This is a genomic window from Streptomyces sp. NPDC008163 (assembly GCF_042956885.1).
GTDB classification, from domain to species: domain Bacteria; phylum Actinomycetota; class Actinomycetes; order Streptomycetales; family Streptomycetaceae; genus Streptomyces; species Streptomyces drozdowiczii_A.
In genome coordinates this window covers 374,858-399,892 of sequence record NZ_JBIBHG010000001.1, presented here as the reverse complement: position 1 = coordinate 399,892, position 25,035 = coordinate 374,858, and the positions used below count along the sequence as shown (strand labels likewise).

The 25,035-nt window shown below is 73.0% G+C and carries 23 protein-coding genes; 8 read left to right on the top strand and 15 right to left on the bottom strand.

Going from position 1 to position 25,035, the window contains the following annotated elements:
* Positions 1-34: 34 nt before the first annotated feature.
* Complete coding sequence (locus ACFZAT_RS01980) at positions 35-1,375, top strand: FAD-binding protein (protein WP_391258671.1); 1,341 nt, start codon at positions 35-37, stop codon at positions 1,373-1,375.
* 30 nt (positions 1,376-1,405) lie between these two features.
* Positions 1,406-2,194, top strand: coding sequence for a decaprenylphospho-beta-D-erythro-pentofuranosid-2-ulose 2-reductase (locus tag ACFZAT_RS01975; RefSeq protein WP_018101109.1), 789 nt, complete (start codon positions 1,406-1,408; stop codon positions 2,192-2,194).
* Positions 2,195-2,199: 5 nt separating this feature from the next.
* Here ACFZAT_RS01975 and ACFZAT_RS01970 read toward each other — a convergent pair whose 3' ends face one another.
* Positions 2,200-2,793, bottom strand: coding sequence for a 2'-5' RNA ligase family protein (locus ACFZAT_RS01970; protein ID WP_391258668.1), 594 nt, complete (start codon positions 2,791-2,793; stop codon positions 2,200-2,202).
* 106 nt (positions 2,794-2,899) lie between these two features.
* Complete coding sequence (gene trpS / locus ACFZAT_RS01965; protein ID WP_391258666.1) at positions 2,900-3,913, bottom strand: tryptophan--tRNA ligase; 1,014 nt, start codon at positions 3,911-3,913, stop codon at positions 2,900-2,902.
* Between the two features lie 179 nt (positions 3,914-4,092).
* On the opposite strand from trpS, the gene rocD reads away from it, so the two are divergent.
* Positions 4,093-5,298, top strand: a complete 1,206-nt coding sequence (rocD, locus tag ACFZAT_RS01960; RefSeq protein ID WP_391258663.1) for an ornithine--oxo-acid transaminase — start codon at positions 4,093-4,095, stop codon at positions 5,296-5,298.
* A gap of 6 nt (positions 5,299-5,304) precedes the next feature.
* Here the strand turns inward: rocD and ACFZAT_RS01955 are convergent, their stop codons facing one another.
* Positions 5,305-6,711: an aminotransferase class I/II-fold pyridoxal phosphate-dependent enzyme gene (locus tag ACFZAT_RS01955; protein WP_391258661.1), complete on the bottom strand. Its 1,407-nt coding sequence runs from the start codon at positions 6,709-6,711 to the stop codon at positions 5,305-5,307.
* Positions 6,712-6,758: 47 nt separating this feature from the next.
* Here ACFZAT_RS01955 and ACFZAT_RS01950 point away from each other — a divergent pair, with 47 nt between their 5' ends.
* Positions 6,759-7,268 carry a carboxymuconolactone decarboxylase family protein gene (locus tag ACFZAT_RS01950; RefSeq protein ID WP_391258658.1) on the top strand — a complete coding sequence of 170 codons (510 nt, stop codon included), beginning with the start codon at positions 6,759-6,761 and terminating at the stop codon, positions 7,266-7,268.
* Positions 7,269-7,276: 8 nt separating this feature from the next.
* Positions 7,277-7,999: an isocitrate lyase/phosphoenolpyruvate mutase family protein gene (locus ACFZAT_RS01945; RefSeq protein ID WP_391258655.1), complete on the top strand. Its 723-nt coding sequence runs from the start codon at positions 7,277-7,279 to the stop codon at positions 7,997-7,999.
* 64 nt (positions 8,000-8,063) lie between these two features.
* Here the strand turns inward: ACFZAT_RS01945 and ACFZAT_RS01940 are convergent, their stop codons facing one another.
* The 3 genes from ACFZAT_RS01940 to ACFZAT_RS01930 all read right to left on the bottom strand — a co-directional run bounded on the left by ACFZAT_RS01940 (position 8,064) and on the right by ACFZAT_RS01930 (position 10,740).
* A complete protein-coding gene (locus tag ACFZAT_RS01940) occupies positions 8,064-9,053 on the bottom strand; it encodes a malate dehydrogenase (protein ID WP_161210469.1) in 990 nt (329 codons plus the stop codon).
* A 357-nt stretch (positions 9,054-9,410) separates the two neighbouring features.
* Entirely contained in the window at positions 9,411-9,890 is a 480-nt protein-coding gene (locus tag ACFZAT_RS01935; protein WP_391260182.1) for a DUF3017 domain-containing protein, read from the bottom strand.
* Positions 9,871-10,740: a bifunctional methylenetetrahydrofolate dehydrogenase/methenyltetrahydrofolate cyclohydrolase gene (locus tag ACFZAT_RS01930; RefSeq protein WP_391258652.1), complete on the bottom strand. Its 870-nt coding sequence runs from the start codon at positions 10,738-10,740 to the stop codon at positions 9,871-9,873. The genes ACFZAT_RS01935 and ACFZAT_RS01930 overlap by 20 nt, the downstream gene beginning before the upstream one ends.
* A 227-nt stretch (positions 10,741-10,967) precedes the next feature.
* On the opposite strand from ACFZAT_RS01930, the gene ACFZAT_RS01925 reads away from it, so the two are divergent.
* Entirely contained in the window at positions 10,968-11,549 is a 582-nt protein-coding gene (locus tag ACFZAT_RS01925) for an RDD family protein (RefSeq protein WP_391258649.1), read from the top strand.
* A gap of 84 nt (positions 11,550-11,633) precedes the next feature.
* Here ACFZAT_RS01925 and purH read toward each other — a convergent pair whose 3' ends face one another.
* Together purH and purN are read right to left on the bottom strand one after the other, a co-directional pair.
* Positions 11,634-13,187 carry a bifunctional phosphoribosylaminoimidazolecarboxamide formyltransferase/IMP cyclohydrolase gene (gene purH, locus ACFZAT_RS01920; protein WP_391258645.1) on the bottom strand — a complete coding sequence of 518 codons (1,554 nt, stop codon included), beginning with the start codon at positions 13,185-13,187 and terminating at the stop codon, positions 11,634-11,636.
* A complete protein-coding gene (gene purN, locus ACFZAT_RS01915; protein WP_391258643.1) occupies positions 13,174-13,830 on the bottom strand; it encodes a phosphoribosylglycinamide formyltransferase in 657 nt (218 codons plus the stop codon). The genes purH and purN overlap by 14 nt, the downstream gene beginning before the upstream one ends.
* A gap of 296 nt (positions 13,831-14,126) precedes the next feature.
* On the opposite strand from purN, the gene ACFZAT_RS01910 reads away from it, so the two are divergent.
* The gene (locus ACFZAT_RS01910) at positions 14,127-14,954 is read left to right on the top strand and encodes a hypothetical protein (RefSeq protein ID WP_391258640.1); all 828 of its coding nucleotides are present in this window, start codon (positions 14,127-14,129) and stop codon (positions 14,952-14,954) included.
* On the opposite strand, the gene ACFZAT_RS01905 is transcribed toward ACFZAT_RS01910, so the two are convergent.
* Both ACFZAT_RS01905 and ACFZAT_RS01900 read right to left on the bottom strand, forming a co-directional pair.
* Positions 14,944-16,515 carry a DUF6350 family protein gene (locus tag ACFZAT_RS01905; protein WP_391260179.1) on the bottom strand — a complete coding sequence of 524 codons (1,572 nt, stop codon included), beginning with the start codon at positions 16,513-16,515 and terminating at the stop codon, positions 14,944-14,946. The genes ACFZAT_RS01910 and ACFZAT_RS01905 overlap by 11 nt on opposite strands.
* Before the next feature lie 94 nt (positions 16,516-16,609).
* On the bottom strand, positions 16,610-16,858 hold the full coding sequence (locus ACFZAT_RS01900; RefSeq protein ID WP_391260293.1) for a hypothetical protein: 249 nt from the start codon (positions 16,856-16,858) through the stop codon (positions 16,610-16,612).
* Between ACFZAT_RS01900 and ACFZAT_RS01895 the strand changes: the two genes are divergently transcribed.
* Positions 16,758-17,861 carry a DNA-directed RNA polymerase sigma-70 factor gene (locus ACFZAT_RS01895; RefSeq protein ID WP_391260176.1) on the top strand — a complete coding sequence of 368 codons (1,104 nt, stop codon included), beginning with the start codon at positions 16,758-16,760 and terminating at the stop codon, positions 17,859-17,861. The two genes, ACFZAT_RS01900 and ACFZAT_RS01895, sit on opposite strands and share 101 nt — an antisense overlap.
* Before the next feature lie 99 nt (positions 17,862-17,960).
* Here the strand turns inward: ACFZAT_RS01895 and sucD are convergent, their stop codons facing one another.
* The 5 genes from sucD to ACFZAT_RS01870 form a co-directional block, all read right to left on the bottom strand.
* Positions 17,961-18,845: a succinate--CoA ligase subunit alpha gene (gene sucD, locus ACFZAT_RS01890; protein ID WP_391258637.1), complete on the bottom strand. Its 885-nt coding sequence runs from the start codon at positions 18,843-18,845 to the stop codon at positions 17,961-17,963.
* 21 nt (positions 18,846-18,866) lie between these two features.
* Positions 18,867-20,048, bottom strand: coding sequence for an ADP-forming succinate--CoA ligase subunit beta (gene sucC, locus ACFZAT_RS01885; RefSeq protein WP_164404329.1), 1,182 nt, complete (start codon positions 20,046-20,048; stop codon positions 18,867-18,869).
* Between the two features lie 189 nt (positions 20,049-20,237).
* A complete protein-coding gene (locus ACFZAT_RS01880) occupies positions 20,238-21,443 on the bottom strand; it encodes a VWA domain-containing protein (RefSeq protein ID WP_391258633.1) in 1,206 nt (401 codons plus the stop codon).
* On the bottom strand, positions 21,440-23,812 hold the full coding sequence (locus ACFZAT_RS01875; protein ID WP_391258630.1) for a DUF5682 family protein: 2,373 nt from the start codon (positions 23,810-23,812) through the stop codon (positions 21,440-21,442). The genes ACFZAT_RS01880 and ACFZAT_RS01875 overlap by 4 nt, the downstream gene beginning before the upstream one ends.
* Entirely contained in the window at positions 23,809-24,921 is a 1,113-nt protein-coding gene (locus ACFZAT_RS01870; protein ID WP_391258627.1) for an AAA family ATPase, read from the bottom strand. The genes ACFZAT_RS01875 and ACFZAT_RS01870 overlap by 4 nt, the downstream gene beginning before the upstream one ends.
* Positions 24,922-25,035: the final 114 nt, after the last annotated feature.

Here is a 25,035-nt window from a genome sequence, read left to right as displayed (position 1 = left end):
CAAAGGTGTTATCCCGGACGATACGGTCACCCTCATGTCTGTCGACACCGTGTCCCTGACCGGCTGGGGCCGCACCGCCCCGACGACCGCGCTGCGTTTCCGCCCCCGTAGTTACGAGGAGGCCGCGGCGACCGTGCTGGGCTGCGGGCCGCGCGGCTCGATCGCCAGGGGTCTGGGCCGGACACACGGCGACGCGGCGCAGAACGCCGGGGGTTCGGTGCTGGACATGACGGCACTGGACCGCGTCCGCACGATCGACGCGGCGGCCGGGCTGGTGGTCTGCGACGCGGGCACGACACTGCACCGGCTGCGCGAGGTGATGCTTCCGCTCGGCTGGTTCCCGCCGGTGGTGCCCGGCGGGCGTTACGTCACGGTGGGCGGCGCGATCGGCTCGGACGCACACGGCGACAATCACCGCGCGGCCGGCTCCTTCTCCCGCCACGTCACGGAGTTCACGCTGCTCACGGCGGACGGCGAGGTGCGCACGGTGCGGCCGGGCAGCCCGCTCTTCGACGCGACCGCCGGCGGCCTCGGCCTCACCGGGGTCATCCTCTCGGCCACACTCCGGTTCCGGCCCGTGACCACGGCGCTGATGTCCGTCGACACCGAGCGGGCGGCCGGGCTGGACGACCTGCTGGGCCGGATGGCTCGCGGCCACCGCCCGTACGAGTACGCCCGGATCGACCTGACCGCCCGGGGCCGGGCCACCGGGCGCGGCGTCCTGGTCCGCGCGGACCACGTCCCGGTGCGGGCGCTCCCGGCGCACGCCCGGCGCACCGCGCTCTCCCCCGGCCCGGCGCGCCGCCCCGCCGCGCTGCCGCTGCTGCCCCGCCTCTTCGGCCTGCTCTCCGCCACCGCGCTCAACGAGTTCGGCTACCGCTCCGCGCCCCGGTCCCGCACCGGCGAACTCCAGCCCGTCGGGGCCTTCTTCCGTGCCCTGGACGTCCGGCCGCACAGCAACCGCGTCTCGCCCACCGGCGGCCGCATCCACTACGCGTTCCTGGTCGGGCACGGGCAGGAGGAGACGCTGCGCCGGATCGTCGGGCGCATCGCTCGCAGCCGCTGCCCGTCCTTCCGGGCGGTGCTCAGGCGGTGCGGCGAGGGCGGTCCGGGCTGGCTGTCCTTCCCGGCGCCCGGCTGGCACCTCTCCCTCGATCTGCCGGCCGGTCTGCCGGGGCTCGCCCGCTTCCTCGACTCGCTGGACGAGGAGGTGGCGGCGGCGGGCGGCCGGGTCTGCCTGACCGAGGACGCCCGGCTGCGCCCCGGCGCACTCGCCGCGATGTACCCGCGACTGCCCGAGTTCCGGGCGCTGCGGGCCGAACTGGACCCGAACGGGGCGTTCCGCTCGGACCTGTCCCGCCGGCTGTCGCTGTAGACCCCCTCTTCCCCTGCAAGGAGCGTTCCCGTGAAGGATGCCTTCGGTGCCCCGCAGTCCCTGCTCGTCCTCGGCGGCACGTCGGAGATCGGGCTCGCCACCGCACGCCGGCTGATCGCCCACCGCACCCGCACGGTCTGGCTGGCCGGCCGCCCCTCGCCCGCCCTGGAGGCGGCGGCGGAGGACCTGCGCCACCGGGGGGCGTACGTCCAGACGGTGGCGTTCGACGCGCTGGACACCGAGTCCCACGAGACGGTCCTCGGCAAGGTCTTCGCCGAGGGCGACATCGACATGGTGCTGCTCGCCTTCGGCATCCCGGGCGACCAGGGGCGCGACGAGGAGGAACCGCTCGCGGCGGTCCGGGTGGCGCAGACGAACTACACCGGCGCGGTCTCCGCCGGGCTGGTGTGCGCGGGCGCGCTCCAGGCGCAGGGGCACGGTTCGCTGGTGGTGCTGTCCTCGGTGGCCGGTGAGCGGGCCCGGCGGGCGGACTTCATCTACGGGTCGAGCAAGGCGGGCCTGGACGTGTTCACGCAGGGCCTCGGCGACGCGCTGCACGGCACGGGGGTGCACGTGATGGTGGTGCGCCCGGGGCTCGTGGTGCCGGACGCGGCGGGGGTGCGGGAGGCCGGGGGGCCGCTGGCGACGATCCCGTTCACCCGGACGCCGCTGGTGACGACGCCGGGTGCGGTGGCGGACGCGATCGTGACCGGGCTGCGCAGGCGCCAGGAGACGGTGTGGGTGCCGGGGGCGCTGCGCGCGGTGATGTCCGCGCTGCGGCACGTGCCCCGGCCGCTGTTCCGGCGGCTGCCGGTCTGACCCTGCTACGGGTGCAGGGAGGGGGCGTCCAGGGTGCTGCCGCTCTGCGCGGGAACGGCGGGGCCCGCGCCCCCGGCACCGAACGGGAACTCGTTGATCTTGCGCCAGACACGGTCCAGGCGGCCCTGCTCGTACAGTGCGAAGGAGCCGCAGATCCAGGACGCCTCGTAGTCGGCGAGCTCCTCGTACGCCCGGTCCATCGCCGCTTCGGAGATGTCGTGGGCGACGGTCACATGCGGGTGGTACGGGAACTGGAGCTCGCGCGTCAGCGGCCCGGAGGCGTCCCGTACCCGCTTCTGGAGCCAGGAGCAGGCCGAGGCGCCCTCGACCACCTGGACGAAGACGACCGGAGAGAGCGGGCGGAAGGTGCCCGTGCCGGAGAGCCGCATCGGGAAGGGGCGGCCGCCGACCGCGATGGACGCGAGGTGCGCCTCGATCGCGGGCAGGTCGGCCGCCTCGGCCTCGGTCGGCGGCAGGAGGGTGACGTGGGTGGGAATGCCGTGTGCGGCAGGGTCCCCGAAGCTCGCGCGGCGCTCCTGGAGCAGGCTGCCGTAGGGCTCCGGGACCGCGATCGAAACGCCGAGCGTTACGGTCCCCACGTCGTTCTCCTCAATCCTCGGTGGTCTGTTTTCAGCCACTGACGGCCGCAGGCCTCACGCCGTAAGTGTGCCGCCTGCGAGCCCTCCGCCGCCAGGGTCCTTGGACTCAGTGCTTCGCGGGCAGAAGGCCCATCCGGTCGTAGGTGAGCGCCAGGGTCTCCGCCGCCACGGCCCGCGCCTTCTCGGCGCCCTCGGCCAGGATGGAGTCCAGCGTCTCCGGGTCGTCCAGATATTCCTGCGTCCACGTGCGGAACGGTGTGACGAAGTCGACCATGACCTCGGCGAGGTCCGTCTTCAGCGCGCCGTAGCCCTTGCCCTCGTACTTCTGCTCCAGCTCCGGCACCGTGGCCCCGGTGAGCGTCGAGTAGATGGTCAGCAGGTTGCTGACGCCGGGCTTCCCGGCCCGGTCGAAGCGGATCACCGTGTCGGTGTCGGTGACGGCGCTCTTCACCTTCTTGGCGGTGGCCTTCGGCTCGTCCAGGAGGTTGATCAGGCCCTTCGGGTTCGCCGTCGACTTGCTCATCTTCGAGGACGGGTCCTGGAGGTCGTAGATCTTCGCCGTCTCCTTGAGGATGTACGGGTCCGGGACGGTGAAGGTCTCGCCGTAGGTGCTGTTGAAGCGCTCGGCGAGATTACGGGTCAGCTCCAGGTGCTGGCGCTGGTCCTCGCCGACCGGGACCTGGTCGGCCTGGTAGAGCAGGATGTCGGCGACCATCAGCATCGGGTAGGTGAACAGGCCGACCGTGGTGCGGTCGGCGCCGTGCCGGGCCGACTTGTCCTTGAACTGCGTCATGCGGGACGCCTCGCCGAACCCGGCCAGGCAGTTCATGACCCAGCCCAGCTGGGCGTGCTCGGGCACATGGCTCTGGATGAACAGCGTGCAGCGCTCGGGGTCGAGTCCGGCGGCCAGCAGCTGGGCGACGGCGAACCGGGTGTTGGCCCGCAGCTCCGCCGGGTCCTGCGCGACGGTGATCGCGTGCAGGTCGACCACCATGTAGAAGGCGTCGTGGGACTCCTGCAGGGCCACCCACTGGCGGACGGCGCCGAGGTAGTTGCCGAGGTGGAACGAGCCGGAGGTGGGCTGGATTCCGGAGAGCACGCGGGGACGTTCAGAGGCCATGGGCTCATTGTCTCAGGTGTGCGGCCCTTCCCGGGCAGCCGGTGGAGGAATCGCCCGCCGGGCCTCCGCAGCGACATGCGCGGGCGCGCCGTGAACCGAAGGTTTCCTCGCGGCCGAACCGACCGACGATACAAAGTGGGCCCAACCTCGGCTCACGCCGCACGACGATCGGAGATCCCGTGTCGACCACGGAAAACGCCATCGCCTCCGCCGAGGCGCACAGCGCGCACAACTACCACCCGCTGCCCGTCGTCGTCGCCACGGCGGACGGGGCCTGGATGACCGATGTCGAGGGCCGCCGCTATCTCGACATGCTCGCCGGATACTCGGCGCTCAATTTCGGCCACGGCAACCGCCGGCTGATCGATGCGGCGCGCGCCCAGCTGGAACGCGTGACGCTCACCTCCCGGGCCTTCCACCACGACCGGTTCGCCGACTTCTGCACGCGCCTCGCGGAGCTGTGCGGCATGGAGATGGTGCTCCCGATGAACACCGGGGCGGAGGCCGTCGAAACGGCGGTGAAGACCGCCCGCAAGTGGGGCTACCGGGTCAAGGGCGTCCCGGACGGCATGGCGAAGATCATCGTCGCCGCCGACAACTTCCACGGCCGCACGACCACGGTGATCAGCTTCTCCACGGACCCGGAGGCCCGTGCCGACTTCGGCCCGTACACCCCCGGCTTCGAGATCGTGCCGTACGGGGATCTCACCGCGATGCGCGAGGCCATGACGGAGAACACCGTGGCGGTGCTGATCGAGCCGATCCAGGGCGAGGCGGGCGTGCTGGTGCCGCCGCCCGGCTATCTCGCCGGGGTGCGGGAGCTGACCCGCGAGCGGGACGTGCTGTTCATCGCGGACGAGATCCAGTCCGGTCTGGGCCGGACCGGGAAGACCTTCGCCTGCGAGCACGAGGGCGTCGTCCCCGACGTGTACCTCCTGGGCAAGGCGCTCGGCGGCGGTGTGGTGCCGGTGTCGGCCGTGGTGTCGTCGGCGGCGGTGCTCGGGGTGTATCGCCCCGGGGAGCACGGCTCGACGTTCGGCGGCAACCCGCTGGCCTGCGCGGTGGCGCTGGAGGTCATCGCCATGCTGGACACCGGCGAGTACCAGCAGCGCGCCGCCGAGCTGGGCGACCACCTCCACCACGAACTGGGGCTCCTGGTGGGCGGCGGCGCGGTCCGGGCGGTACGGGGACGCGGGCTGTGGGCGGGCGTGGACATCGAACCGGAGCTGGGCACCGGCCGCGAGATCTCCGAACGGCTGATGGAGCGCCGGGTCCTGGTGAAGGACACCCACGGCTCCACGATCCGGATCGCACCGCCGCTGGTGATCGGCAAGGAGGACCTGGACTGGGGGCTCGACCAGCTGCGGGAGGTCCTGCGGGGCTGAGCAGGCTCAGGCCAGCACCCGCAGCAGCGCCTCCAGCGCCCCCTTCCAGGCGCTGTCCGTCGGGGTGCCGTAGCCGATGACCAGCGCCTCGCGCTTCAGTTGGGCGTCCGGGTGGCGGTAGAAGGCCAGGCCCTCGACCGCGAGGCCCTGCCAGGCCGCCGCCCGGATCACCTCGGCCTCGCTGCCCTCCGGGAGTTCGAGGACCGCGTGCAGCCCGGCGGCGATCCCGCTGACCCGGATGTGCGGGGCGCGCTCGGCCAGCGCCGCGACGAGCTGGTCGCGCCGGTTGCGGTAGCGCAGCCGCATGGACCGTACATGCCGGTCGTACGCCCCCGAGGCCATGAACTCCGCGAGCGTCAGCTGGTCCAGCGCGCCCGGCGCCCAGTCGCTCGCCCCCTTCGCCTCGGCGATCTCGGCGGCCAGGGCGCGCGGCACCACCATCCAGCCGAGCCGCAGCCCCGGCGCCAGGGACTTGCTGGCGGTGCCCAGGTAGACGACGCGTTCCGGGTCCAGGCCCTGGAGGGCGCCGACCGGCTGGCGGTCGTACCGGAACTCGCCGTCGTAGTCGTCCTCCAGGATCAGCCCGCCGGTGGACCGCGCCCAGTCGACGGCCGCCGCCCGCCGGTCCGGGTGGAGCGGGACGCCGGTGGGGAACTGGTGCGCCGGGGTCAGCAGGACCGCGCCCGCGTGGCGCAGGGCGTGCAGCTCGCCGGTCCGGGTGCCGTTCTCGTCGACCGGCAGGCAGGGGATGCGCAGCCCGGCCTCGGTGAGCAGGCGGGTGTGGATGCCGAGGCAGTACGACTCGACGGCCACGTCGCGTACCCGGCGCCGGCGCAGCACCTTGCCGAGCAGCATCAGGCCGTGCACGAATCCGGAGCAGACGATGATCCGGTCCGGGTCGGCGTACACCCCGCGCGCCCGGGCGAGATATTCGGCGAGGACGGTGCGCAGCTCGATCCGGCCGCGCGCGTCGCCGTAGCCGAAGGCGTCGTTGGGCGCGGCGGACAGCGCGCGCCGGGCGGCCTTCAGCCACTCGGCGCGCGGGAAGGTGGCGAGGTCCGGGGTGCCCGACTTCAGGCTGTACGCGGGTGCGCCGCGCGGCGGCTTCGCGCGGGGAGGCGGGGCGGTCGCCGGGGGCCGGGGGTCGGCGCGGCGGGCGACCCGGGTGCCGGAGCCCTGGCGTGCGGTGAGCCAGCCCTCGGCGACGAGCTCCGCGTAGGCGTCGGCGACGGTGTTGCGGGCGATGCCGAGATCGGCGGCGAGGGTGCGGGAGGACGGCAGGCGGGTGCCGGGGGTCAGCCGGCCGGTGCGGACGGCCTCGCGCAGGGCGTCCATCAGGCCGGCCCGCAGACCGGTCGAGCCGGTCGGGTCGATGTGGAGGTCAGCCCCGAAAGTGGCCCAGGCATCTGTCATGGAAATGGACCATACCGCTGCGCCACTCCCCCCGTAGCGTTGAGGGCATGACGACGAACGAGAACAGCAACAGCAACTCCGGCTACTGCCCCGAGCACACCCCGCGCCTGGCCTGGTCGCAGCACGCCCCCGACGTCTACAAGGCGATGGCCCGGCTGGACGCCGCCTCCCGCAGGGGCATCGACCCGGTGATCGGCGAGCTGGTGAAGATCCGCGCCTCGCAGCTCAACCACTGCGCGTTCTGCCTGGACATGCACACCAAGGACGCGCTCGCGGCGGGCGAGTCGCTGGAGCGGATCATCCAGCTCAGCGCGTGGGAGGAGTCGCAGCACTTCTACACGCCGAAGGAGATCGCCGCGATCGAGCTGACCGAGGCGGTGACCGTGCTGACCGACGGCTTCGTCCCGGACGAGGTGTACGCGCGGGCCGCGAAGCACTTCGGCGAGGAGGAGCTGGCCCACCTCATCGCCGCGATCATCACGATCAACGCGTGGAACCGGTTCGCCGTGTCCACCCGCATGGTGCCGGGTCACTACACGCCCGGCGACCACGGCTGAGCGGCCCGGTGACCGCGTCGGGCCTGCGGGCCCTGCACCACGGCCGCGCCCCCGGCGATCCGCTGGTCCTCCCCGGCCCGTGGGACGCCGCGAGCGCCCGTGTCTTCGCGGACGCCGGCTTCCCCGCGCTCGCCACGCCGAGCGCGGGGGTCGCCGCGTCCCTGGGTTACGAGGACGGCGGGACTCCCGCCGACGAGATGTTCGCGGCGGTGGCCCGGATCGCGCGGGCCGTCTCCGTACCGGTTTCCGCCGATGTCGAGGCGGGGTACGGGCTGCCGCCCGCGGAGCTGGTGGAGCGGCTGCTCGCGGCCGGGGCCGTCGGCTGCAACCTGGAGGACACGGTCGACGGGGTCCTGCTGGACGCCGGACGGCAGGCTGAGCGGCTGGCGGAGGTACGGGCGGCGGCCGGGGACGCGCTCTTCGTGAACGCCCGGATCGACACGTACGTCACGGGTGTCCCGGACGGGGTGGACCCGGCGGCGGAGACTCTGCGCCGGGCCCGGCTGTACGCGGCGGCGGGCGCGGACTGCGTGTATCCGATCCTGGCCCCGCCCGGGGTGTTCGGCCCGCTGGCCGCCGCCCTGCCCGGGCTGCCGCTGAACGCGCTGGCCGTTCCGGACGGGCCGGGTCCGCGCCGCCTCGGAGAGTTGGGGGCGACCCGGATCACCTTCGGGCCGGGGCTCCAGCGGCGGGCCATGGCGGCGGTGCGGGAGATCGCGGCCGGGCTCTGACCACGTCACGCATACACCACGCCCCCGGCAGCGCTGCGGCTGCCGGGGGCGTGGTGTATGCGGATCAGATGAGGCCGAGCTCGCGGACCGCGTCGCGCTCCTCGGTGAGCTCCTTCACCGAGGCGTCGATGCGCGCACGGGAGAACTCGTTGATGTCCAGGCCCTGGACGATCTCGTACGTGCCGTTCTTCGTGGTGACCGGGAACGACGAGATGATGCCCTCGGGCACGCCGTAGGAGCCGTCCGACGGGATGCCCATGGAGGTCCAGTCGCCCTCGGCGGTGCCGTTGACCCAGGTGTACACGTGGTCGATGGCGGCGTTGGCGGCGGAGGCGGCGGAGGACGCGCCACGGGCCTCGATGATCGCGGCGCCGCGCTTGGCGACGGTCGGGATGAAGGAGTCGGCGAGCCACGCCTCGTCGTTGACGAGCTCGGCGGCGTTCTTGCCGGCGACCTCGGCGTGGAAGATGTCCGGGTACTGGGTGGCCGAGTGGTTGCCCCAGATCGTCAGCTTCTTGATGTCGGAGACGGCGGCACCGGTCTTGGCGGCGAGCTGCGAGATCGCGCGGTTGTGGTCCAGGCGGGTCATCGCGGTGAAGCGCTCGGCCGGGACGTCCGGGGCAGCGGCCTGCGCGATGAGCGCGTTGGTGTTGGCCGGGTTGCCGACGACGAGGACCTTGATGTCGTCCGCGGCGTTGTCGTTGATCGCCTTGCCCTGCGGCTTGAAGATGCCGCCGTTGGCGGAGAGCAGGTCGCCGCGCTCCATGCCCTTGGTGCGGGGGCGGGCGCCGACGAGCAGGGCGACGTTCGCACCGGCGAAGCCGACGTTCGCGTCGTCGGTGATCTCGATGTTGCGCAGCAGCGGGAACGCGCAGTCGTCGAGCTCCATCGCGGTGCCCTCGGCGGCCTTCAGCCCCTGGGGGATCTCCAGGAGACGCAGGTTGACCGGCACGTCCGGGCCGAGCAGGTGGCCGGAGGCGATGCGGAAGAGCAGCGCGTAGCCGATCTGGCCGGCTGCGCCGGTCACGGTGACATTCACGGGAGTGCGGGTCATGGCGATCTCCGTTAGACAGCTGGCGGTCCGGGCTCCTGGCCCCTGGTGCGGGACATCTCCCTGAATCTTGATGTGAAGAGATATCCGTCGGCCAGGCTATCGGACCCGGAACCCCACGGCCGCCCGGCCCCCGTTGCCTGTCGATCACACGGTGGCGGAATGGTCACTTCCGTGCCACAGGGAACAGCCGTCCCTTGAACGGGTGAAAGCCGTCAACAAGGCTGGACGCAGGACGGGGCAAGGCCGCTCGACCGCCGCTTCGGGAGCTTCGCGCTCCGAGGTTGCCCCGGACTCCGGTGTCCGTCCCTTCTCGGGGGAGGGGACGGCCACCGGTTCTTCCGCTCCGCGGAGCGCGGGTCAGCGGACCGTGAAGTGGACCGCGTCCTCCAGGAACGGGATGTCGAGCCAGGGCTTCGGCTGCGCGACGAGCGCGAGCAGCACGATGAGGACGCCGAGCAGGCCGTACGTCACCAGATCGGTGAAGCGGGACCGCACCGCGAGCATGCCCACCGACCGGACGGTCACGCGCAGCACCGCGCCCAGCACGAGGCCGACGCCGATCAGTATCGTGCCGACGCGGAATGCCTCGTCGAAGGGATCGGCCGCCACGATCAGCAGTCCGATCCCGGCCGTGGAGAGGACCGCGAGCAGCGGCCACTGCCGGGCCGGGGCGGGCGCGTCCCCGCCGGCCGCCCGCCCGCCGCCCTCGGGCCGCGCGGTGTCCCGGGTCAGCGAGAAGCGCCGGGACCGCCGGGTGGCTGCGGGAGCCGTCGCCTCCGTGGACCCGGTGTCCGGACTCGTACCAGCGTCCACGGGGTCAGCCGGCGGAGACGGCAGCCGCGTCGCGCTCGGCGGCCTCGACCACGTTGACGAGCAGCTGGGCGCGGGTCATCGGGCCGACACCGCCCGGGTTCGGCGAGATCCAGGCGGCGACCTCGGCCACGCCCGGGTGGACGTCGCCGACGATCTTGCCGTTCTCGTCGCGGCTGACGCCGACGTCCAGGACGGCGGCGCCCGGCTTCACGTGCTCCGGCTTGATGATGTGCGGCACGCCCGCGGCGGCGACGATGATGTCGGCCTGCTTCAGGTGGGCGGCCAGGTCCCGGGTGCCGGTGTGGCACTGGGTCACCGTGGCGTTCTCCGACTTGCGGGTGAGCAGCAGCGGGATGGACCGCCCGATGGTGACACCGCGTCCGACGACCACGACGTGGGCGCCGTTGATCTCGACGCCGTGGTGGCGCAGGAGCTGGACGACGCCCTGCGGGGTGCAGGGCAGCGGGCCGGTCTCGTTGAGCACCAGACGGCCGAGGCTCATCGGGTGCAGGCCGTCCGCGTCCTTGGCCGGATCCATCAGTTCCAGGACGCGGTTGGTGTCGATCCCCTTGGGGAGGGGAAGCTGCACGATGTAGCCGGTGCAGGCGGGGTCGGCGTTGAGTTCGCGGACGACGGCCTCGATCTCCTCCTGCGTGGCGGTGTCGGGCAGTTCGCGCTGGATGGAGCCGATGCCGACCTGCGCGCAGTCCTTGTGCTTGCCGTTCACGTACCACCTGCTGCCCGGGTCGTCCCCGACCAGCAGGGTTCCCAGGCCGGGCGTGACGCCCCGGGCCCTGAGGGCCGCCACGCGGGCGGTCAGATCGGACTTGATCGCGGCTGCGGTGGCCTTGCCATCGAGAATCTGGGCAGTCATGGTCCCCATACTCCCGGATGACCCCGCCCTCGGACCAATCAGGTACCAGGCGTGGACGCAAGGTTGCACTTGGACAACTTCTTGGGCTGCGGCTAGACAAACGTACTAACGGCTTATAACGATGAAGGCCGCTGTGCCGCAGCAGTACCCGGGGGGCTGGACCGCTGACGTTTTCTCTCTCCTCCGTGCGGCCGCACCGTCCCCGTACGTCTGTTGGAGGAACGCCCATGAGCTTCGGCGACCCGAACCCGAACAACCCCTACGGGCAGCAGCCCGGTCAGCCGCAGCCGGGCTACGGCTATCCGCAGGCCCCGCAGGGCGTGCCGCAGCAGGGCTACGGCTACCCGACCGCCCCGCAGGTGCCGGGCGGCGACTACGGCCAGCAGCCCGGTTACGGGGCGCGCCCGCCGCTGGCCGGCTGGTGGCGGCGCGTCGGCGCGATCCTGATCGACGGCCTCGTGATCGGCGTCCCGTACGGCCTCATCCTCGGGATCGGCGGCGCCGTGGGCGGCGGCGCGGGCACCGCACTCGTGTTCCTCGGCGTCATCGTGGCCTTCGGCGGCGGCCTCTTCAAGCTGTACAAGGAGGGCACGACGGGCCAGTTCATCGGCAAGAAGGCCCTCGGCATCAGCCTGCTGCGCGAGGCCGACGGCCGGCCGCTCGGCTTCGGCATGGCCTTCGTCCGCAACATCGCGCACTTCCTGGACAGCATCGCCTGCTACCTCGGCTGGCTGTGGCCGCTCTGGGACGACAAGAACCAGACGTTCGCGGACAAGGTCTGCTCCAGCGTCGTGGTGCGCGTCGGCTGACCCACCGTCGGACAGGCCCGAGGGCCGTAACCGCACGCGGATCGCGTGGGGTTACGGCCCTCGGTCGTACGGGGACGAGCCGGCTCAGTGGAAGAAGTGCCGGGTGCCCGTGAGGTACATCGTCACGCCGGCCTTCTTCGCGGCCTCGACCACCGCCTCGTCGCGGACCGAACCGCCCGGCTGCACCACGGCCTTGACGCCGGCGGCGGTCAGGATCTCCAGCCCGTCCGGGAAGGGGAAGAAGGCGTCGGACGCCGCGTAGGAACCGGCCGCCCGCTCCTCGCCCGCGCGCTCGACGGCGAGCTTCGCGGAGTCGACCCGGTTGACCTGGCCCATGCCGACGCCGACCGAGGCGCCGCCCTTGGCGAGCAGGATGGCGTTGGACTTGACGGCCCGGCACGCCTTCCACGCGAAGGCGAGCTCCTTCAGCTCGTCGGCGGAGAGCGCGTCACCCGTGGCGAGCGTCCAGTCGGCCGGGTCGTCGCCGTCGGCCTGGAGACGGTCGGTGACCTGGAGCAGCGCGCCGCCGTCGATCTGCTTGACCTCGACCTCGGCGGACGGGGCCTCGGGGGCACGCAGCACGCGGATGTTCTTCTTGCGGGACAGGACCTCGACCGCGCCGTCCTCGTACGCCGGGGCGACGATGACCTCGGTGAAGATCTCCGCGACCTGCTCGGCCATCTGGACGGTCACCGGGCGGTTGACGGCGATGACGCCGCCGTACGCCGACAGCGGGTCGCAGGCGTGGGCGTTGCGGTGCGCGGTCGCGACGTCGTCGGCGACGGCGATGCCGCAGGGGTTGGCGTGCTTGATGATCGCGACGCACGGCTCGGCGTGGTCGTACGCGGCACGCCGGGCGGCGTCGGTGTCCGTGTAGTTGTTGTAGGACATCGCCTTGCCGTGCAGCTGCTCGGCGCCGGCCAGGCCGCCGGTGCCCGAGGTGTAGAGCGCGGCGGGCTGGTGCGGGTTCTCGCCGTAGCGCAGGACGTCCTGGCGCTCGTACGTCGTACCGAAGAAGTCCGGGAAGCCCGAGTCGTCGGCGGCGGCGTAACCGTCGGCGAACCAGCCTGCGACGGCCACGTCGTACGCGGCGGTGTGCTGGAACGCCTCGGCGGCGAGCCGCTTGCGGGCGGTCAGGTCGAAGCCGCCCGCCTTCACCGCGGCGAGCACGTCGGCGTAACGCTCCGGGCTGGTGACGACGGCCACGGAGGGGTGGTTCTTGGCGGCGGCGCGGACCATCGACGGGCCGCCGATGTCGATCTGCTCGACGCACTCGTCGTCCGAGGCGCCGGAGGCGACGGTCTCCTTGAACGGGTACAGGTTGACGACCACCAGGTCGAACGGCTCGACGCCCAGCTCGGCCAGCTGCTCGCGGTGCGCGTCGAGGCGCAGGTCGGCGAGGATGCCGGCGTGGACGCGGGGGTGCAGCGTCTTGACGCGGCCGTCGAGGCACTCGGGGAAGCCGGTCAGCTCCTCGACCTTGGTGACCGGGACCCCGGCGGCGGCGATCCTTCCGGCGGTGGAGCCGGTGGAGACCAGCTCGACACCCGCCTCGTGGAGGCCGCGGGCGAGGTCTTCGAGGCCCGTCTTGTCGTAGACGCTGACCAGGGCGCGGCGGATGGGCTTATTCTCCGACATGACCGAGATGAACCTTTCGTCCCTCAATGCGATAGCCGTCGCGGGCGAGCCGCCCCACGGCCTCGACGAGCAGCTTGCGCTCGACTTCCTTGATGCGTTCGTGGAGGGCCGCTTCGCCCTCCGGGGTGTCCTCTTCGGTCACCTCGACCACGCCCTGCGCGATGATCGGACCGGTGTCGACGCCGTCGTCGACGAAGTGGACGGTGCACCCGGTGACCTTCACGCCGTACGCGAGCGCGTCACGCACGCCGTGGGCACCGGGAAAGCTGGGGAGCAGGGCGGGGTGGGTGTTGATGAACCGGCCGCCGAACCGGGCCAGGAACTCCTTGCCCACGATCTTCATGAACCCGGCGGACACCACGAGGTCCGGCCGGTGCGCGGCGGTCGCCTCGGCGAGCGCGGCGTCCCACTCCTCGCGGGTGGCGTGGTCCTTGACGCGGCACGTGAAGGTGGGGAGCCCGGCGCGCTCGGCTCGTTCCAGGCCGGTGATGCCGTCGCGGTCGGCGCCGACCGCGACGATCCGGGCACCGAAGCCCGCGGGATCGTCACCGATCGTGTCGAGCAGCGCCTGAAGGTTCGTACCGGAACCGGAGACCAGCACGACCACACGGGCCGGGGCGGCGGAGGGAAGCGGGGAGGCCACGGCTGGGCCCTTTCTCGCGTGCGAGCGGTTCGAAGCGGCCGGCCCGCCACCACGGCACCGGGGCGGCGGCCTGCGATTTGTACGGTCGTACGAAAGAAGCGCGCTCCCCCATACGGGGAACTATACGAACGGGCCGACCGTCAGCAACGATACCGGCACCTCACCGCACCCCTGCCTGACGGGGGTGACGGACCCCCGCGCTCCCCGCTTTCGGCCCTTCCGCACCGGAAGGTAGCGTCAGGGGCAGCGAACCGTCCGCCGGGCGGAAACGACGAGATGGGGAAGACGTTCACCACATGCCGGACCGACGCCGCACCGCCTTCCGCCAGCCGCTGCCCGAGCGGGCCACCGTGCTGATGCGCGAGCGCTCCTCCTCGTCCTCGTCCGGCTCCTCCGGCTCCTCCGGCTCTTCGGGGGACCGGGACGACGACAACCCCTTCGCGCCGCCGCCCGAGGGCCGGCCCGACCAGCCCTGGCAGCCGCGCCACCCGTCCGGCTCGGCGCACGGCGACGGCGGGGACCGGCCCGAGGGCGGGCCCTCCGACGACCGGCCCGCCTGGGGCAGCCAGTGGAGCAGCCGTCAGCCCGGTCGCGAGAACGGCTCCTTCGGCGGGCGGCCCTCCGGACCCGGCGGTACGGAGAGGCCCCCGGCCGGTCCGCGCTGGGACCCGACCGACCCCATCCAGCGCCGCGCCCGCTATGCGCTGCTCTCCGGCATGTGGGCCTTCTTCTTCGCGATCTTCGACTTCTCGGAGATCGCCCTGCTGCTCGGCGCGCTCGCCACGTACTGGGCGGTCAGCGCGCTGCGCGCCAAGCCGAAGCCGCCGGTGGCCGGTGCCGCCGCCGCGTCCGGCGGGGCGGAGAGCCCACGGGCGGACGGATCCGCTCCCGCGCCGGACACGCTCGCCGCGCAGCGCGGAGGCCGGCAGCAGACCACGGCGGCGGTGAGCGGTCTGGTGACGGGTGTGGTCGCGCTGGCGATCGTCGCGACGACGTTCACGGTGCAGATGGTCTACCGCGACTACTACACCTGTGTGAACGACGCCCTGACCAAGTCGGGCCAGCTGACCTGCAACGACCTGCTCCCGAAGCCGCTGGAGCCCTTCTTCGGCGTCAAGCGCTAGCGGCCGGAGGGCCGGGGGACGCGTCGGTCTCCCGGTCGGTCTCACGCTCGGTCTCCCGGGCGTGCCAGGGGTCGGTGGGGAGGAAGTCGTAGGCGTCGAGGTCGTCCTCGTCGTCGCCCTCCTCCTGGCTCTCGCCTTCGTCCTCGCCCTTCGCGCCGTTCTCTTCCTTCGCGTTCTTCGCGTTCTTCGCGTTCTTCGCGTTCTTCGCGGGTGCGGGCGGCTCGGGGACGGCGGGCGCGGGGGGCTTGGCCGTGCTCACGGGGTGCGCCGGGGTTCCCTCCTCGACGTCCTCCTTCTTGCGTCCGCGCAGCCGCCAGGCCCGCAGCAGCAGGCCCGCCGGGACGCCGATGACCGTCGTCCACGCCAGCGCCGCCGCCCCGGTGAGCCACCACACCGGGCCGAAGTCCGCCAGGGCGTGCGTGCCGAGCGGTCCCCCGGCGGCCGCCGCCGGCAGCGCCGCGCCGAGCCCGCAGCCGAACGCCCCCAGTGCGGTGGTGAGCGCGGTCTCCCCCGGACCCCACGCCTCTTCCCCTTCGCCTTCGGCCGGCACCGCCCTCCGTACGGTGAACCACGCCACCGTCAGCGCCGCCGCCACCGGGACCGCCCCGGCCGCCCAGTTCAGCGGCGTGCCCGGGCCGTGCGCGGGCATCGCGGCCAGCAGCGGGAAGTCGGGGACGGCGGGGTGCCCGGTGAAGGCCAGCGGGGTGACCGTCGAGGCCGTACCCAGGGCGAACCCGGGGCCCAGCCCGTACGCCGCGCCCCACACCGCCGCGTTCGGCACGAGCCCCAGCGCCAGCAGGAGTACGGCGATGCGGCCGCCCCAGTCGCCGGAGAGCCGGAGGAACGACTCCTGGACCGGTGCGCCGTGCCACACCAGGGCCGACGCGACGACCAGCGCGCCGCCGCCCAGCAGCACCGCGGTCCCTGCCAGCGCCGCCCGGCCCACCGCGTCGGCCCGCCGCAGGAACCGGGTGCGCGCCATCGCCTCGTGCAGCCGAACCGGCGCCCAGGAGGGCGGCGGGCCGAGCGGGCGCCCGTGGGCCGTCCACACCCCGGACGCCGCCGCACCCGCCACGACGAGGGCGCCGGGAAGCAGGAGGGAGAGCGGGCGCGCGGACAGCGATGCGCCGCGCACATAGAGGGCGACCGCCCCGCCGACCAGCAGATATCCGCCCGTCACCAGGGCGAACGCGGCCCCGGGCGACGGGGCGCCGCGCCCCTCATCGGGCTCCAGCACGTCCCTGGCCGCCCGGTGCACGAGCCAGACCGGCAGCACGGAGAGCAGCAGCGGGACGACGCCCATCGGTGCCGGGGCCCCGGTCAGCGTCTCGGTCCTGACCAGTTCGGCGCCGTGCGCGAGGAGCCAGAGGGCGGCCGCCGTGTGGAACGCCTCACCGGGTCCGCTGTCCGGGGCCGGTGAGCTGATCCAGAGCGCGGCGACGAGGACGGCGAGGGAGCCCAGGCCGAGCCCGGCCGCGAGGGCGCCGCGCAGCACCGCGGAGACCAGCACGACGGGCCGGCCCCGCTCGCCCTGCGACAACAAGGGGCTGCGTTCGGTCACTTGGGTCACGCGGTCATGCTGCCAACGACACGCGCTTATTTCGTGTAACGGGCGAACAGCCGGGGTGTCGATCAATATACGTTTATGTACTTTTTCACCCGGTGCAGGCCGTGTGGGCGGCCCTCATGACGCAGAGCACGTCCGAGAAGGCCGCCGCCCCTCCGCTGCCCTCGCCGAAGGAGCGGCGCAGGCTGCGGAAGGCCCTGGCACTGACGGAGGACCAGGTCGCGTCGGCCGTCGGCGTGACCCGGGCGACGGTGCGGGCCTGGGAAACCGGCCGCAGCAGTCCGCGCGGCCGCAAGCGCGAGGCGTACGCCCGGCTGATCGGGGCGGTCGCGGCCACCCCGGAATCCCCTGCGCCCGCCGCTCCCCCTCCGCCGGTTCCGCCGGTTCCCGTCGAAGCCCCCGGGAGCGTAGCCATGGCCGCCACCGAACCGGACGAGGCCGTTAAGCGTGTTGAGCCTGTTGAAGCCGTTGCGCCTGAGGCGCCTCTTGCTGCTGAGGCTTCTCCGGCCCCTCCGGACGACGATGCGCCCGCTGCCGCGTTCGACGCGTTGTACCGGTACGCCGCATCGGCCCTCTTCCAGCAGACCTATCTGCTGACCGGGCAGCGCGCCCTGTCCCGCGCGGCCGTGACCAAGGCGTTCGAGCTGGCCTGGGAGCGGTGGCCGGAGGTCGCGGTGGACCGGGACCCGGTCGGCTGGGTGCGGGCCGCCGCGTACGAGTACGCGATGTCCCCGTGGCGGCGGCTGAACCGGGAGCACCGCCGCCCCGACCCGCCGCCCGAGGCACCGGACTCGCGGGCGCTGCTCGACGCGCTCCTGGCGCTGCCCCCCTCGTACCGCCGCACGCTGGTGCTGCACGACGGGGTGGGGCTCGGGCTGCCGGAGACGGCGGCCGAGACCGAGGCGAGCACCCGGGCGGCGGCGGGGCGGCTGGTGACGGCGCGGGCGGCGGTCGCCGAGCGGCTGCCCGAGATCGCGGAGCCGGACGCGCCGGACGGGCAGGCCGCGCTGATCCACGAGCACCTGGGCGCTCTCGCCCGCAGCCGGCCCGTCTCCTCGCTGCCCGTGCCGGAGCTGATCCGTACCGGCAGCGAACGCAAGGCGCAGCTGTGGGCCCGGACGGCCATCGCGTTCACCGTGCTGATCGTGGGGCTCACGCTGATCACACTGGCGACGGCTCCCCGGAAGTACGAGACGCCTCCGGCGCCCGCCCAGAAGGTCGGCGGGGTGCCGCCGGTGGGGGGCCCGCAGAAGCTGACGCCGCGCGATGTCGAGCTGCGGAAGAAGCTCGCCGACGAGGTCTTCCACGGCCCGGCCCGGCTGGTGCCCGAGGCGGGCTGAAGCGGTCGCGCACGACGAAGCGGGCCCGTCCCCCGGGTGAGGGGGACGGGCCCGCTTCGTGCGTAGGTGACACCCTGCCGCGCGAGCGCGGCGGCGGCGTCAGGCGCCGAGGATCTCGCGCGCCAGCTTGGCGGTCTCGGTCGGCGTCTTGCCGACCTTGACACCGGCGGCCTCAAGGGCCTCCTTCTTCGCGGCGGCGGTGCCGGAGGAGCCGGAGACGATGGCGCCCGCGTGGCCCATGGTCTTGCCCTCGGGGGCGGTGAAGCCCGCGACGTAACCGACGACCGGCTTGGTGACGTTCTTCGCGATGAAGTCCGCCGCACGCTCCTCGGCGTCGCCGCCGATCTCGCCGATCATGACGATCAGGTCGGTCTCGGGGTCCGCCTCGAACGCCGCGAGGGCGTCGATGTGCGTCGTACCGATGACCGGGTCGCCACCGATGCCGACGGCGGACGAGAAGCCGATGTCACGGAGCTCGTACATCATCTGGTAGGTCAGCGTGCCGGACTTGGACACGAGACCGATGCGGCCGGGCTTGGTGATGTCGCCCGGGATGATGCCGGCGTTGGACTGGCCGGGGGTGATCAGGCCGGGGCAGTTCGGACCGATGATGCGGGTCTTGTTGCCCTTCGAGCCGGCGTACGCCCAGAAGGCGGCCGAGTCGTGGACGGCGATGCCCTCGGTGATCACGACGGCGAGCGGGATCTCGGCGTCGATCGCCTCGATGACGGCGGCCTTCGCGAAGGCCGGCGGCACGAAGAGGACGGACACGTCGGCGCCGGTCTTCTCCATCGCCTCGGCGACGGAGCCGAAGACGGGGACCTCGGTGCCGTCGAAGTCGACGCTCGTGCCGGCCTTGCGCGGGTTGACGCCGCCGACGATGTTGGTGCCGTCGCCGAGCATGAGCTTGGTGTGCTTCATGCCGGTGGCGCCGGTCATCCCCTGGACGATGACCTTGCTGTCCTTGGTGAGGAAGATAGCCATGGTGGTCTGAGTCCCTCTTCCTTACTTCGCAGCCGCGGCGAGCTCGGCGGCCTTGTCGGCCGCGCCGTCCATGGTGTCCACGCGCTGGACCAGCGGGTGGTTGGCGTCGGAGAGGATCTTGCGACCCAGCTCCGCGTTGTTGCCGTCGAGGCGGACGACGAGGGGCTTGGTGACGTCCTCGCCCTTCGACTTGAGCAGCTCCAGGGCCTGGACGATGCCGTTGGCGACCTCGTCGCAGGCGGTGATGCCACCGAAGACGTTGACGAAGACGGACTTGACGTCCGGGTCGCCGAGGATGATCTCCAGGCCGTTCGCCATGACCTCGGCGGAGGCGCCGCCACCGATGTCGAGGAAGTTGGCGGGCTTCACGTTGCCGTGCTTCTCACCGGCGTACGCGACGACGTCCAGGGTCGACATGACCAGACCGGCGCCGTTGCCGATGATGCCGACCTCGCCGTCGAGCTTGACGTAGTTGAGGTTCTTGGCCTTGGCGGCGGCCTCGAGCGGGTTGGCCGCGGCCTTGTCCTCGAGGGCCTCGTGCTCCGGCTGGCGGAAGTCGGCGTTCTCGTCGAGCGAGACCTTGCCGTCCAGGGCCAGGATGCGGCCGTCCTTGGTCTTCACCAGCGGGTTGACCTCGACGAGGAGCGCGTCCTCGGCGACGAAGGTCTCCCACAGGGTGACCAGGGCCTCGGCGACGCCCTCGGCCACGTCGGCCGGGAACTTCGCCTGGGCCACGATCTCGCGGGCCTTGGCGATGTCGACGCCGTCGACGGCGTTGACCGGGACCTTCGCGAGGGCCTCGGGGGTCTTCTCCGCGACCTCCTCGATGTCCATGCCACCCTGCACCGAGGCCATGGCCAGGAAGGTGCGGTTGGTGCGGTCGAGCAGGTACGAGACGTAGTACTCCGCCTCGATCTCCGGCGACAGCTCGGCGATCATCACCTTGTGGACCGTGTGGCCCTTGATGTCCATGCCGAGGATGTCGGTCGCGCGGGCGACCGCCTCGTCGGCGTTCGCCGCCAGCTTGACGCCGCCGGCCTTGCCGCGGCCGCCGACCTTCACCTGCGCCTTGACGACCGACTTGCCGCCCAGCCGCTCGGTCGCCTCGCGGGCTGCCTCAGGCGTGTCGATGACTTCACCGGCCAGCACCGGTACACCGTGCTTGGCGAAGAGGTCCCTCGCCTGGTACTCGAACAGGTCCACGCGCGTCCGTCCCTTATCAATGGTCTCGCGGTTGGTTTTCTGCGTGGGCGTGCCGCGAGGGGCAACGTGACTGCGGTGTCACTAGGAAGGCGCACACGGTGACCGGATACGCGGCATGTCCATTTCGCAGGTTATCCCCGAGGCCGGTGTGACCCTAAATCGCAGATCACACCTGGGCGGTGATTACGGTCACAGAATCCCACTGGTGGGGGCGGTCTCCGGGTCCGGTACCGGCAGCGGGCGCTTCTCGATCGCGGCGGCCATCACGTCCGGGAAGAGGTCCGGCGTGCAGGCGAAGGCGGGGGCGCCGAGCGCGGACAGGGCGGCCGCGTGGTCGCGGTCGTAGGCCGGGGCGCCCTCGTCGGACAGCGCGAGCAGGGTCACGAACTGCACGCCCGACGCCTTCATCGCGGCGACCCGCTTCAGCATCTCGTTGCGGATGCCGCCCTCGTACAGATCGCTGATGAGCACGACGACGGTGTCGGCCGGCCGGGTGATCCGGGACTGGCAGTAGGCCAGGGCGCGGTTGATGTCGGTCCCGCCGCCGAGCTGGGTGCCGAACAGGACGTCGACGGGGTCGTCCAGCTGGTCGGTGAGGTCGGCCACCGCCGTGTCGAAGACGACCAGCCGGGTCCGGAGCGAGCGCATCGAGGCGAGCACGGCGCCGAACACCGACGCGTAGACCACGGAGGCGGCCATCGAGCCCGACTGGTCGATGCAGAGGATGACGTCCTTCTTCACGGACTGGGCGGCGCGGCCGTAGCCGATGAGCCGTTCGGGGACGATCGTGCCGGCTCCGTCCAGGCCGGGGAGCTCCAGGTAGTTCTTGAGGTTGGCCCGGATGGTGCGGTCCCAGTCGATGTCGTGGTGGCGGGGGCGGGTGACCTTCGCCGACCGGTCGAGCGCGCCGGTGAGCGTGGCCCGGGTGCGGGTGGTGAGCCGCTTCTCCAGCTGCTCGACCACCTTGCGGACCACGGCCCGGGCGGTCTCCTTCGTCGTCTCGGGCATGGCCTTGTTGAGCGAGAGCAGGGTGCCGACGAGGTGGACGTCGGCCTCGACGGCCTCCAGCATCTCCGGTTCCAGCAGGAGCGCGGAGAGGCCGAGGCGGTCGATCGCGTCGCGCTGCATGACCTGGACGACGGAACTGGGGAAGTACGTGCGGATGTCACCGAGCCAGCGGGCCACGGAGGGCGCGGAGGCGCCGAGTCCGGCGGAGCGGCTGCCGCCGCCCCGGCCGCCGGGGCGGCCGCCGCTCTCGTAGAGCGCGGTGAGCGCCTGGTCCATCGCGGCGTCGCGGCCGGTGAGCTTCCGGCCGGTGCTCTCCTCGCTGTCGGCCCCCAGCACCAGGCGCCAGCGGCGCAGCCGCTCGTCGTGGGCGGTGTCCTTGGTCGTCATGCCGTTTCCCCCAGGGGTGGGTCGTCGTGGTGGGCGGGGGCCTTCGCGGGCGCCTGTGCCGCGGCCTCGTCCAGGCCGAGGAGCAGGCGGAGGACCGGGACCACCGCGTCCGCGCGGGCGGTGTCCAGGACCGGGCCGAAGCCCGGGGCCGTGGCGCCCGCGCCCGCCGGGGATCCGGCACCCTGTGCCCCGGCCGGGGCCGGGCCGCGCCGGACGAGGTCGCCGAGGGTGCGCCGGACGCCCGCTTCGTACGCGGAGAACGTGCGCCGCAGCAGGGGCAGCACGTCGGTGAACGTGTCGGCGGGGACCGCGGTGAGCCAGGCGTCGACCAGGGCGAGCAGCCGTTCGTCGTGGACGAGGAGCATGCCGCCGCCCGCCGCCCCGCCGACGAAGCCCTCGATCCAGGCGGCCGCGTCGGCCGGCGGGGTGCCCGGGGAGAGGGCGAGGCCCATCAGCCGGGCGGCGGCCTCCTGGTCGAGGTGGCCGTCGTCCAGGAGCAGCCGGGCGGCCCGGCCCCGGATGACGCCCGCGACGGTGTCCCGGACGGTGAGCTTGTGCAGCACCGCGCGCCACCGCCCGCGCAGCCCGTCCGCGCTCGAAGGGACGGCGCCGGCGAGCAGCCCGATCGCGGTGTGGACGCCGTCGACCTGGCGGCGCAGCGCCTCCGCACCGTCGGCGTCGAGCCCGGTGCAGGCGGGGGGCAGGCCGACGCAGATCCGCTCCGCGAGGCCGGCCGCGACCTCGCCGAGCGCGGTGGTGTCCGTGGCGCGGACGTCTCCGTAGCGCAGGGTGCGGGCCAGGGCCGGGAGGGCGTCCGCGAGGTGGCCGACGTCGGAGTCGAGCGCGGCGCGGTCGGCGAGGGCCCGCATCACGACCGGCAGGGCCTCCGGCAGACCGGCGAGCAGACAGCGCTCGGCCAGCGCCGTGACCTCGGCGAGCGCGGTCGCGGACAGGGCGTCGGACTCGGCGCGGGCGGTGGCGGCGGAGAGCACGGTGGTGCCCCAGACGCCCGCCTCCGCGACGCGCACATACAGCTCGGGCTCCCAGCGCAGCCGCCAGCTCTCCCGGAAGGTGCCGGTGCTCCCCCGGCCCGTGGCCGGTTCGCCCCAGGAGATGCCGAGGAGGCGGAGCCGGTGCAGCAGACGGCTGCGGGAGGCGTCGGTGTCCTTGCGGAGGTCGAGGTCGATCTCCCGCTCGTCGGCCTCCGGCTTGAGCCGCAGGGTGCGCTGCTGCCGGGTCAGGTCGCGCTGGAGGGGGACGGCGGGGGCGGTGTCGGGCACCTCGCCGAGCGTGGTGCCGACGACGAGGCGGTCGTGGACGAGCGCGAGGGGCACGTCGGAGCCCTCGCACATGACGGCCCGGATCGCGTCGGTCGTCTCGCTCAGCCCGGCGAGCGGGCGGCCGCGCATCGCGGCGAGCGTCTCGGCGAGCCGGACGGCCTCGATGGCGTGGGCGGACGAGACGAACCGGTCCTCGTCGCGCAGGAGTCCGGCGACCTTCGTCATCCACCGCTCGATGGGGCGGTCCGGGGCGGCGAAGAGGTGCTCGTACCAGCCGGGCGACTCGATGCCCGCGCCGTATCCGCTGTGCCGGGCGAGCCGGCGGTGGGTCCAGGGCACCCAGGTCAGTTCGGCCTTGGCCTTGGGCAGGCCCTTGAGCAGGGCGCGGTCGGCGGTGAGCGTCGTCCGCGTCAGGAGGGCGGGGACGTGCCAGGCGCCGCAGACCACGGCGAAGTCGTCGCCGAACTCCTTCTTCGCCGCCCGGATCCGGATGCGCATGTACGCCTCGCGCACCGCGTCCCGCGGATGCCCGCCGTCGCCGTACGCCTCGCGGAGCGCGGTCATCGCCTCGCCGAGGGCGGCGAACGCGGCGAGCGGTCCGGCCGCCTCGCCGCTGCCGGGGACGCGGTGCTCGACCACGTCCTCCCACCAGCGCTCGGGGTCGTCGTACCCGGCGGTCTCGGCGAGCACCCGGATCGGGTCGACGGGGACGGACCGTTCGCCGGGCTCCTCCTCGGGGGCGTCGTCGGCCTCCATCGCCAGCGAGTGCGCGGCGGGCAGGTCGATGAAACGGACGGGCACGTCCCGGGCCAGGGCCCAGCGGATCGCGACCCACTCCGGGGAGAATTCGGCGAACGGCCAGAAGGCCGCCCGGCCGGGGTCGTCGACCGCGTGGGCGAGCAGGGCGACTGGGGGCCGCATCTCCTCGTCGGCGGCGAGCGGCAGCAGCGCGTCGCCCTCGGGCGGGCCCTCGATGAGGACCGCGCGGGGGTTCGCCGTGTCGAGGGCGGCGCGGACGGCGCGGGCCGAGCCGGGGCCGTGGTGCCGCACCCCCAGCAGCAGCGGCCCGGCGGCGGGGGTGCCGGTCATGCGGACGCCTCCCGGCAGGCGCGGTAGAAGTCCTTCCAGCCGTCCCGCTCGCGCACCACGGTCTCCAGGTACTCCTGCCAGATCACCCGGTCCGCCGCCGGGTCGCGGACGACGGCGCCGAGGATGCCGGCCGCGACGTCGCCGGGGCGGAGCTCGCCGTCCCCGAAGTGGGCGGCGAGAGCGAGGCCGTTGGTGACGACGGAGATGGCCTCGGCCGTGGAGAGCGTCCCCGAGGGGGACTTGAGCTTGGTGCGGCCGTCGGTGGTGACGCCGTCGCGCAGTTCGCGGAAGACGGTGACGACGCGGCGGATCTCGGTGAGGCCGTCGGGCGCGGGCGGCAGGTCGAGCGAGCGGCCGACCTGGTCGACGCGGCGGGAGACGATGTCGACCTCCGCCTCCGGGGTCGCGGGCAGCGGCAGGACCACGGTGTTGAACCGGCGGCGCAGCGCGCTGGACAGCTCGTTGACGCCCCGGTCGCGGTCGTTGGCGGTAGCGATGACGTTGAACCCGCGCACTGCCTGGACCTCCTGGCCCAGTTCGGGCAGGGGCAGGGTCTTCTCGGAGAGGATCGTGATCAACGAGTCCTGCACATCGGCGGGGATGCGGGTCAGTTCCTCGATGCGGGCGGTCATGCCCTGGGCCATGGCACGCATCAGCGGGCTGGGCACGAGCGCGTCGCGGCTGGGGCCGTTGGCGAGCAGCTGCGCGTAGTTCCACCCGTAGCGCACCGCTTCCTCGGGGGTGCCCGCCGTGCCCTGGACGAGCAGCGTCGAGTCCCCGCTGACGGCGGCCGCCAGATGCTCGGAGACCCAGGTCTTCGCGGTGCCGGGGACGCCGAGGAGCAGCAGCGCGCGGTCGGTGGCGAGCGTGGTGACGGCGACCTCGACGAGGCGGCGCGGGCCCACGTACTTGGGTGTGATGACGGTGCCGTCGGGCAGGGTGCCGCCGAGGAGATACGTCGCGACGGCCCAGGGCGACAGCCGCCAGCGCTCGGGCCTGGGGCGGTCGTCGGCCGCCGCGAGCGCCTTCAGCTCGTCGGCGAAGGCGTCCTCGGCATGCGGGCGCAGGGCCTCGGCTGAGCTTGTCTGGGTGGTTTCGGACACGGTCATGGATCCCCCTCCGGATCGGTCGCCAGGTCGGTCGGCCGGATGTGGTTCCACCGTGCACCATGGCACTGACAATTGGTCTTTGCGCAGGTCGGAGTGATTGTCAGTGGGGCCACC

Excerpts from the sequence above, each read along its gene's own strand:
- ACFZAT_RS01955 (WP_391258661.1), bottom strand. The coding sequence starts at position 6,711 with ATGACAGATGCCTGGGCCACTTTCGGGGCTGACCTCCACATCGACCCG.
- trpS (WP_391258666.1), bottom strand. The coding sequence starts at position 3,913 with ATGGCCTCTGAACGTCCCCGCGTGCTCTCCGGAATCCAGCCCACCTCC.
- ACFZAT_RS01870 (WP_391258627.1), bottom strand. The coding sequence starts at position 24,921 with ATGACCGTGTCCGAAACCACCCAGACAAGCTCAGCCGAGGCCCTGCGC.
- ACFZAT_RS01875 (WP_391258630.1), bottom strand. The coding sequence starts at position 23,812 with ATGACCGGCACCCCCGCCGCCGGGCCGCTGCTGCTGGGGGTGCGGCAC.
- ACFZAT_RS01950 (WP_391258658.1), top strand. The coding sequence starts at position 6,759 with ATGACGACGAACGAGAACAGCAACAGCAACTCCGGCTACTGCCCCGAG.
- ACFZAT_RS01980 (WP_391258671.1), top strand. The coding sequence starts at position 35 with ATGTCTGTCGACACCGTGTCCCTGACCGGCTGGGGCCGCACCGCCCCG.
- ACFZAT_RS01910 (WP_391258640.1), top strand. The coding sequence starts at position 14,127 with ATGCCGGACCGACGCCGCACCGCCTTCCGCCAGCCGCTGCCCGAGCGG.
- purH (WP_391258645.1), bottom strand. The coding sequence starts at position 13,187 with ATGTCGGAGAATAAGCCCATCCGCCGCGCCCTGGTCAGCGTCTACGAC.
- sucD (WP_391258637.1), bottom strand. The coding sequence starts at position 18,845 with ATGGCTATCTTCCTCACCAAGGACAGCAAGGTCATCGTCCAGGGGATG.
- ACFZAT_RS01880 (WP_391258633.1), bottom strand. The coding sequence starts at position 21,443 with ATGACGACCAAGGACACCGCCCACGACGAGCGGCTGCGCCGCTGGCGC.
- ACFZAT_RS01940 (WP_161210469.1), bottom strand. The coding sequence starts at position 9,053 with ATGACCCGCACTCCCGTGAATGTCACCGTGACCGGCGCAGCCGGCCAG.
- ACFZAT_RS01925 (WP_391258649.1), top strand. The coding sequence starts at position 10,968 with ATGAGCTTCGGCGACCCGAACCCGAACAACCCCTACGGGCAGCAGCCC.
- ACFZAT_RS01930 (WP_391258652.1), bottom strand. The coding sequence starts at position 10,740 with ATGACTGCCCAGATTCTCGATGGCAAGGCCACCGCAGCCGCGATCAAG.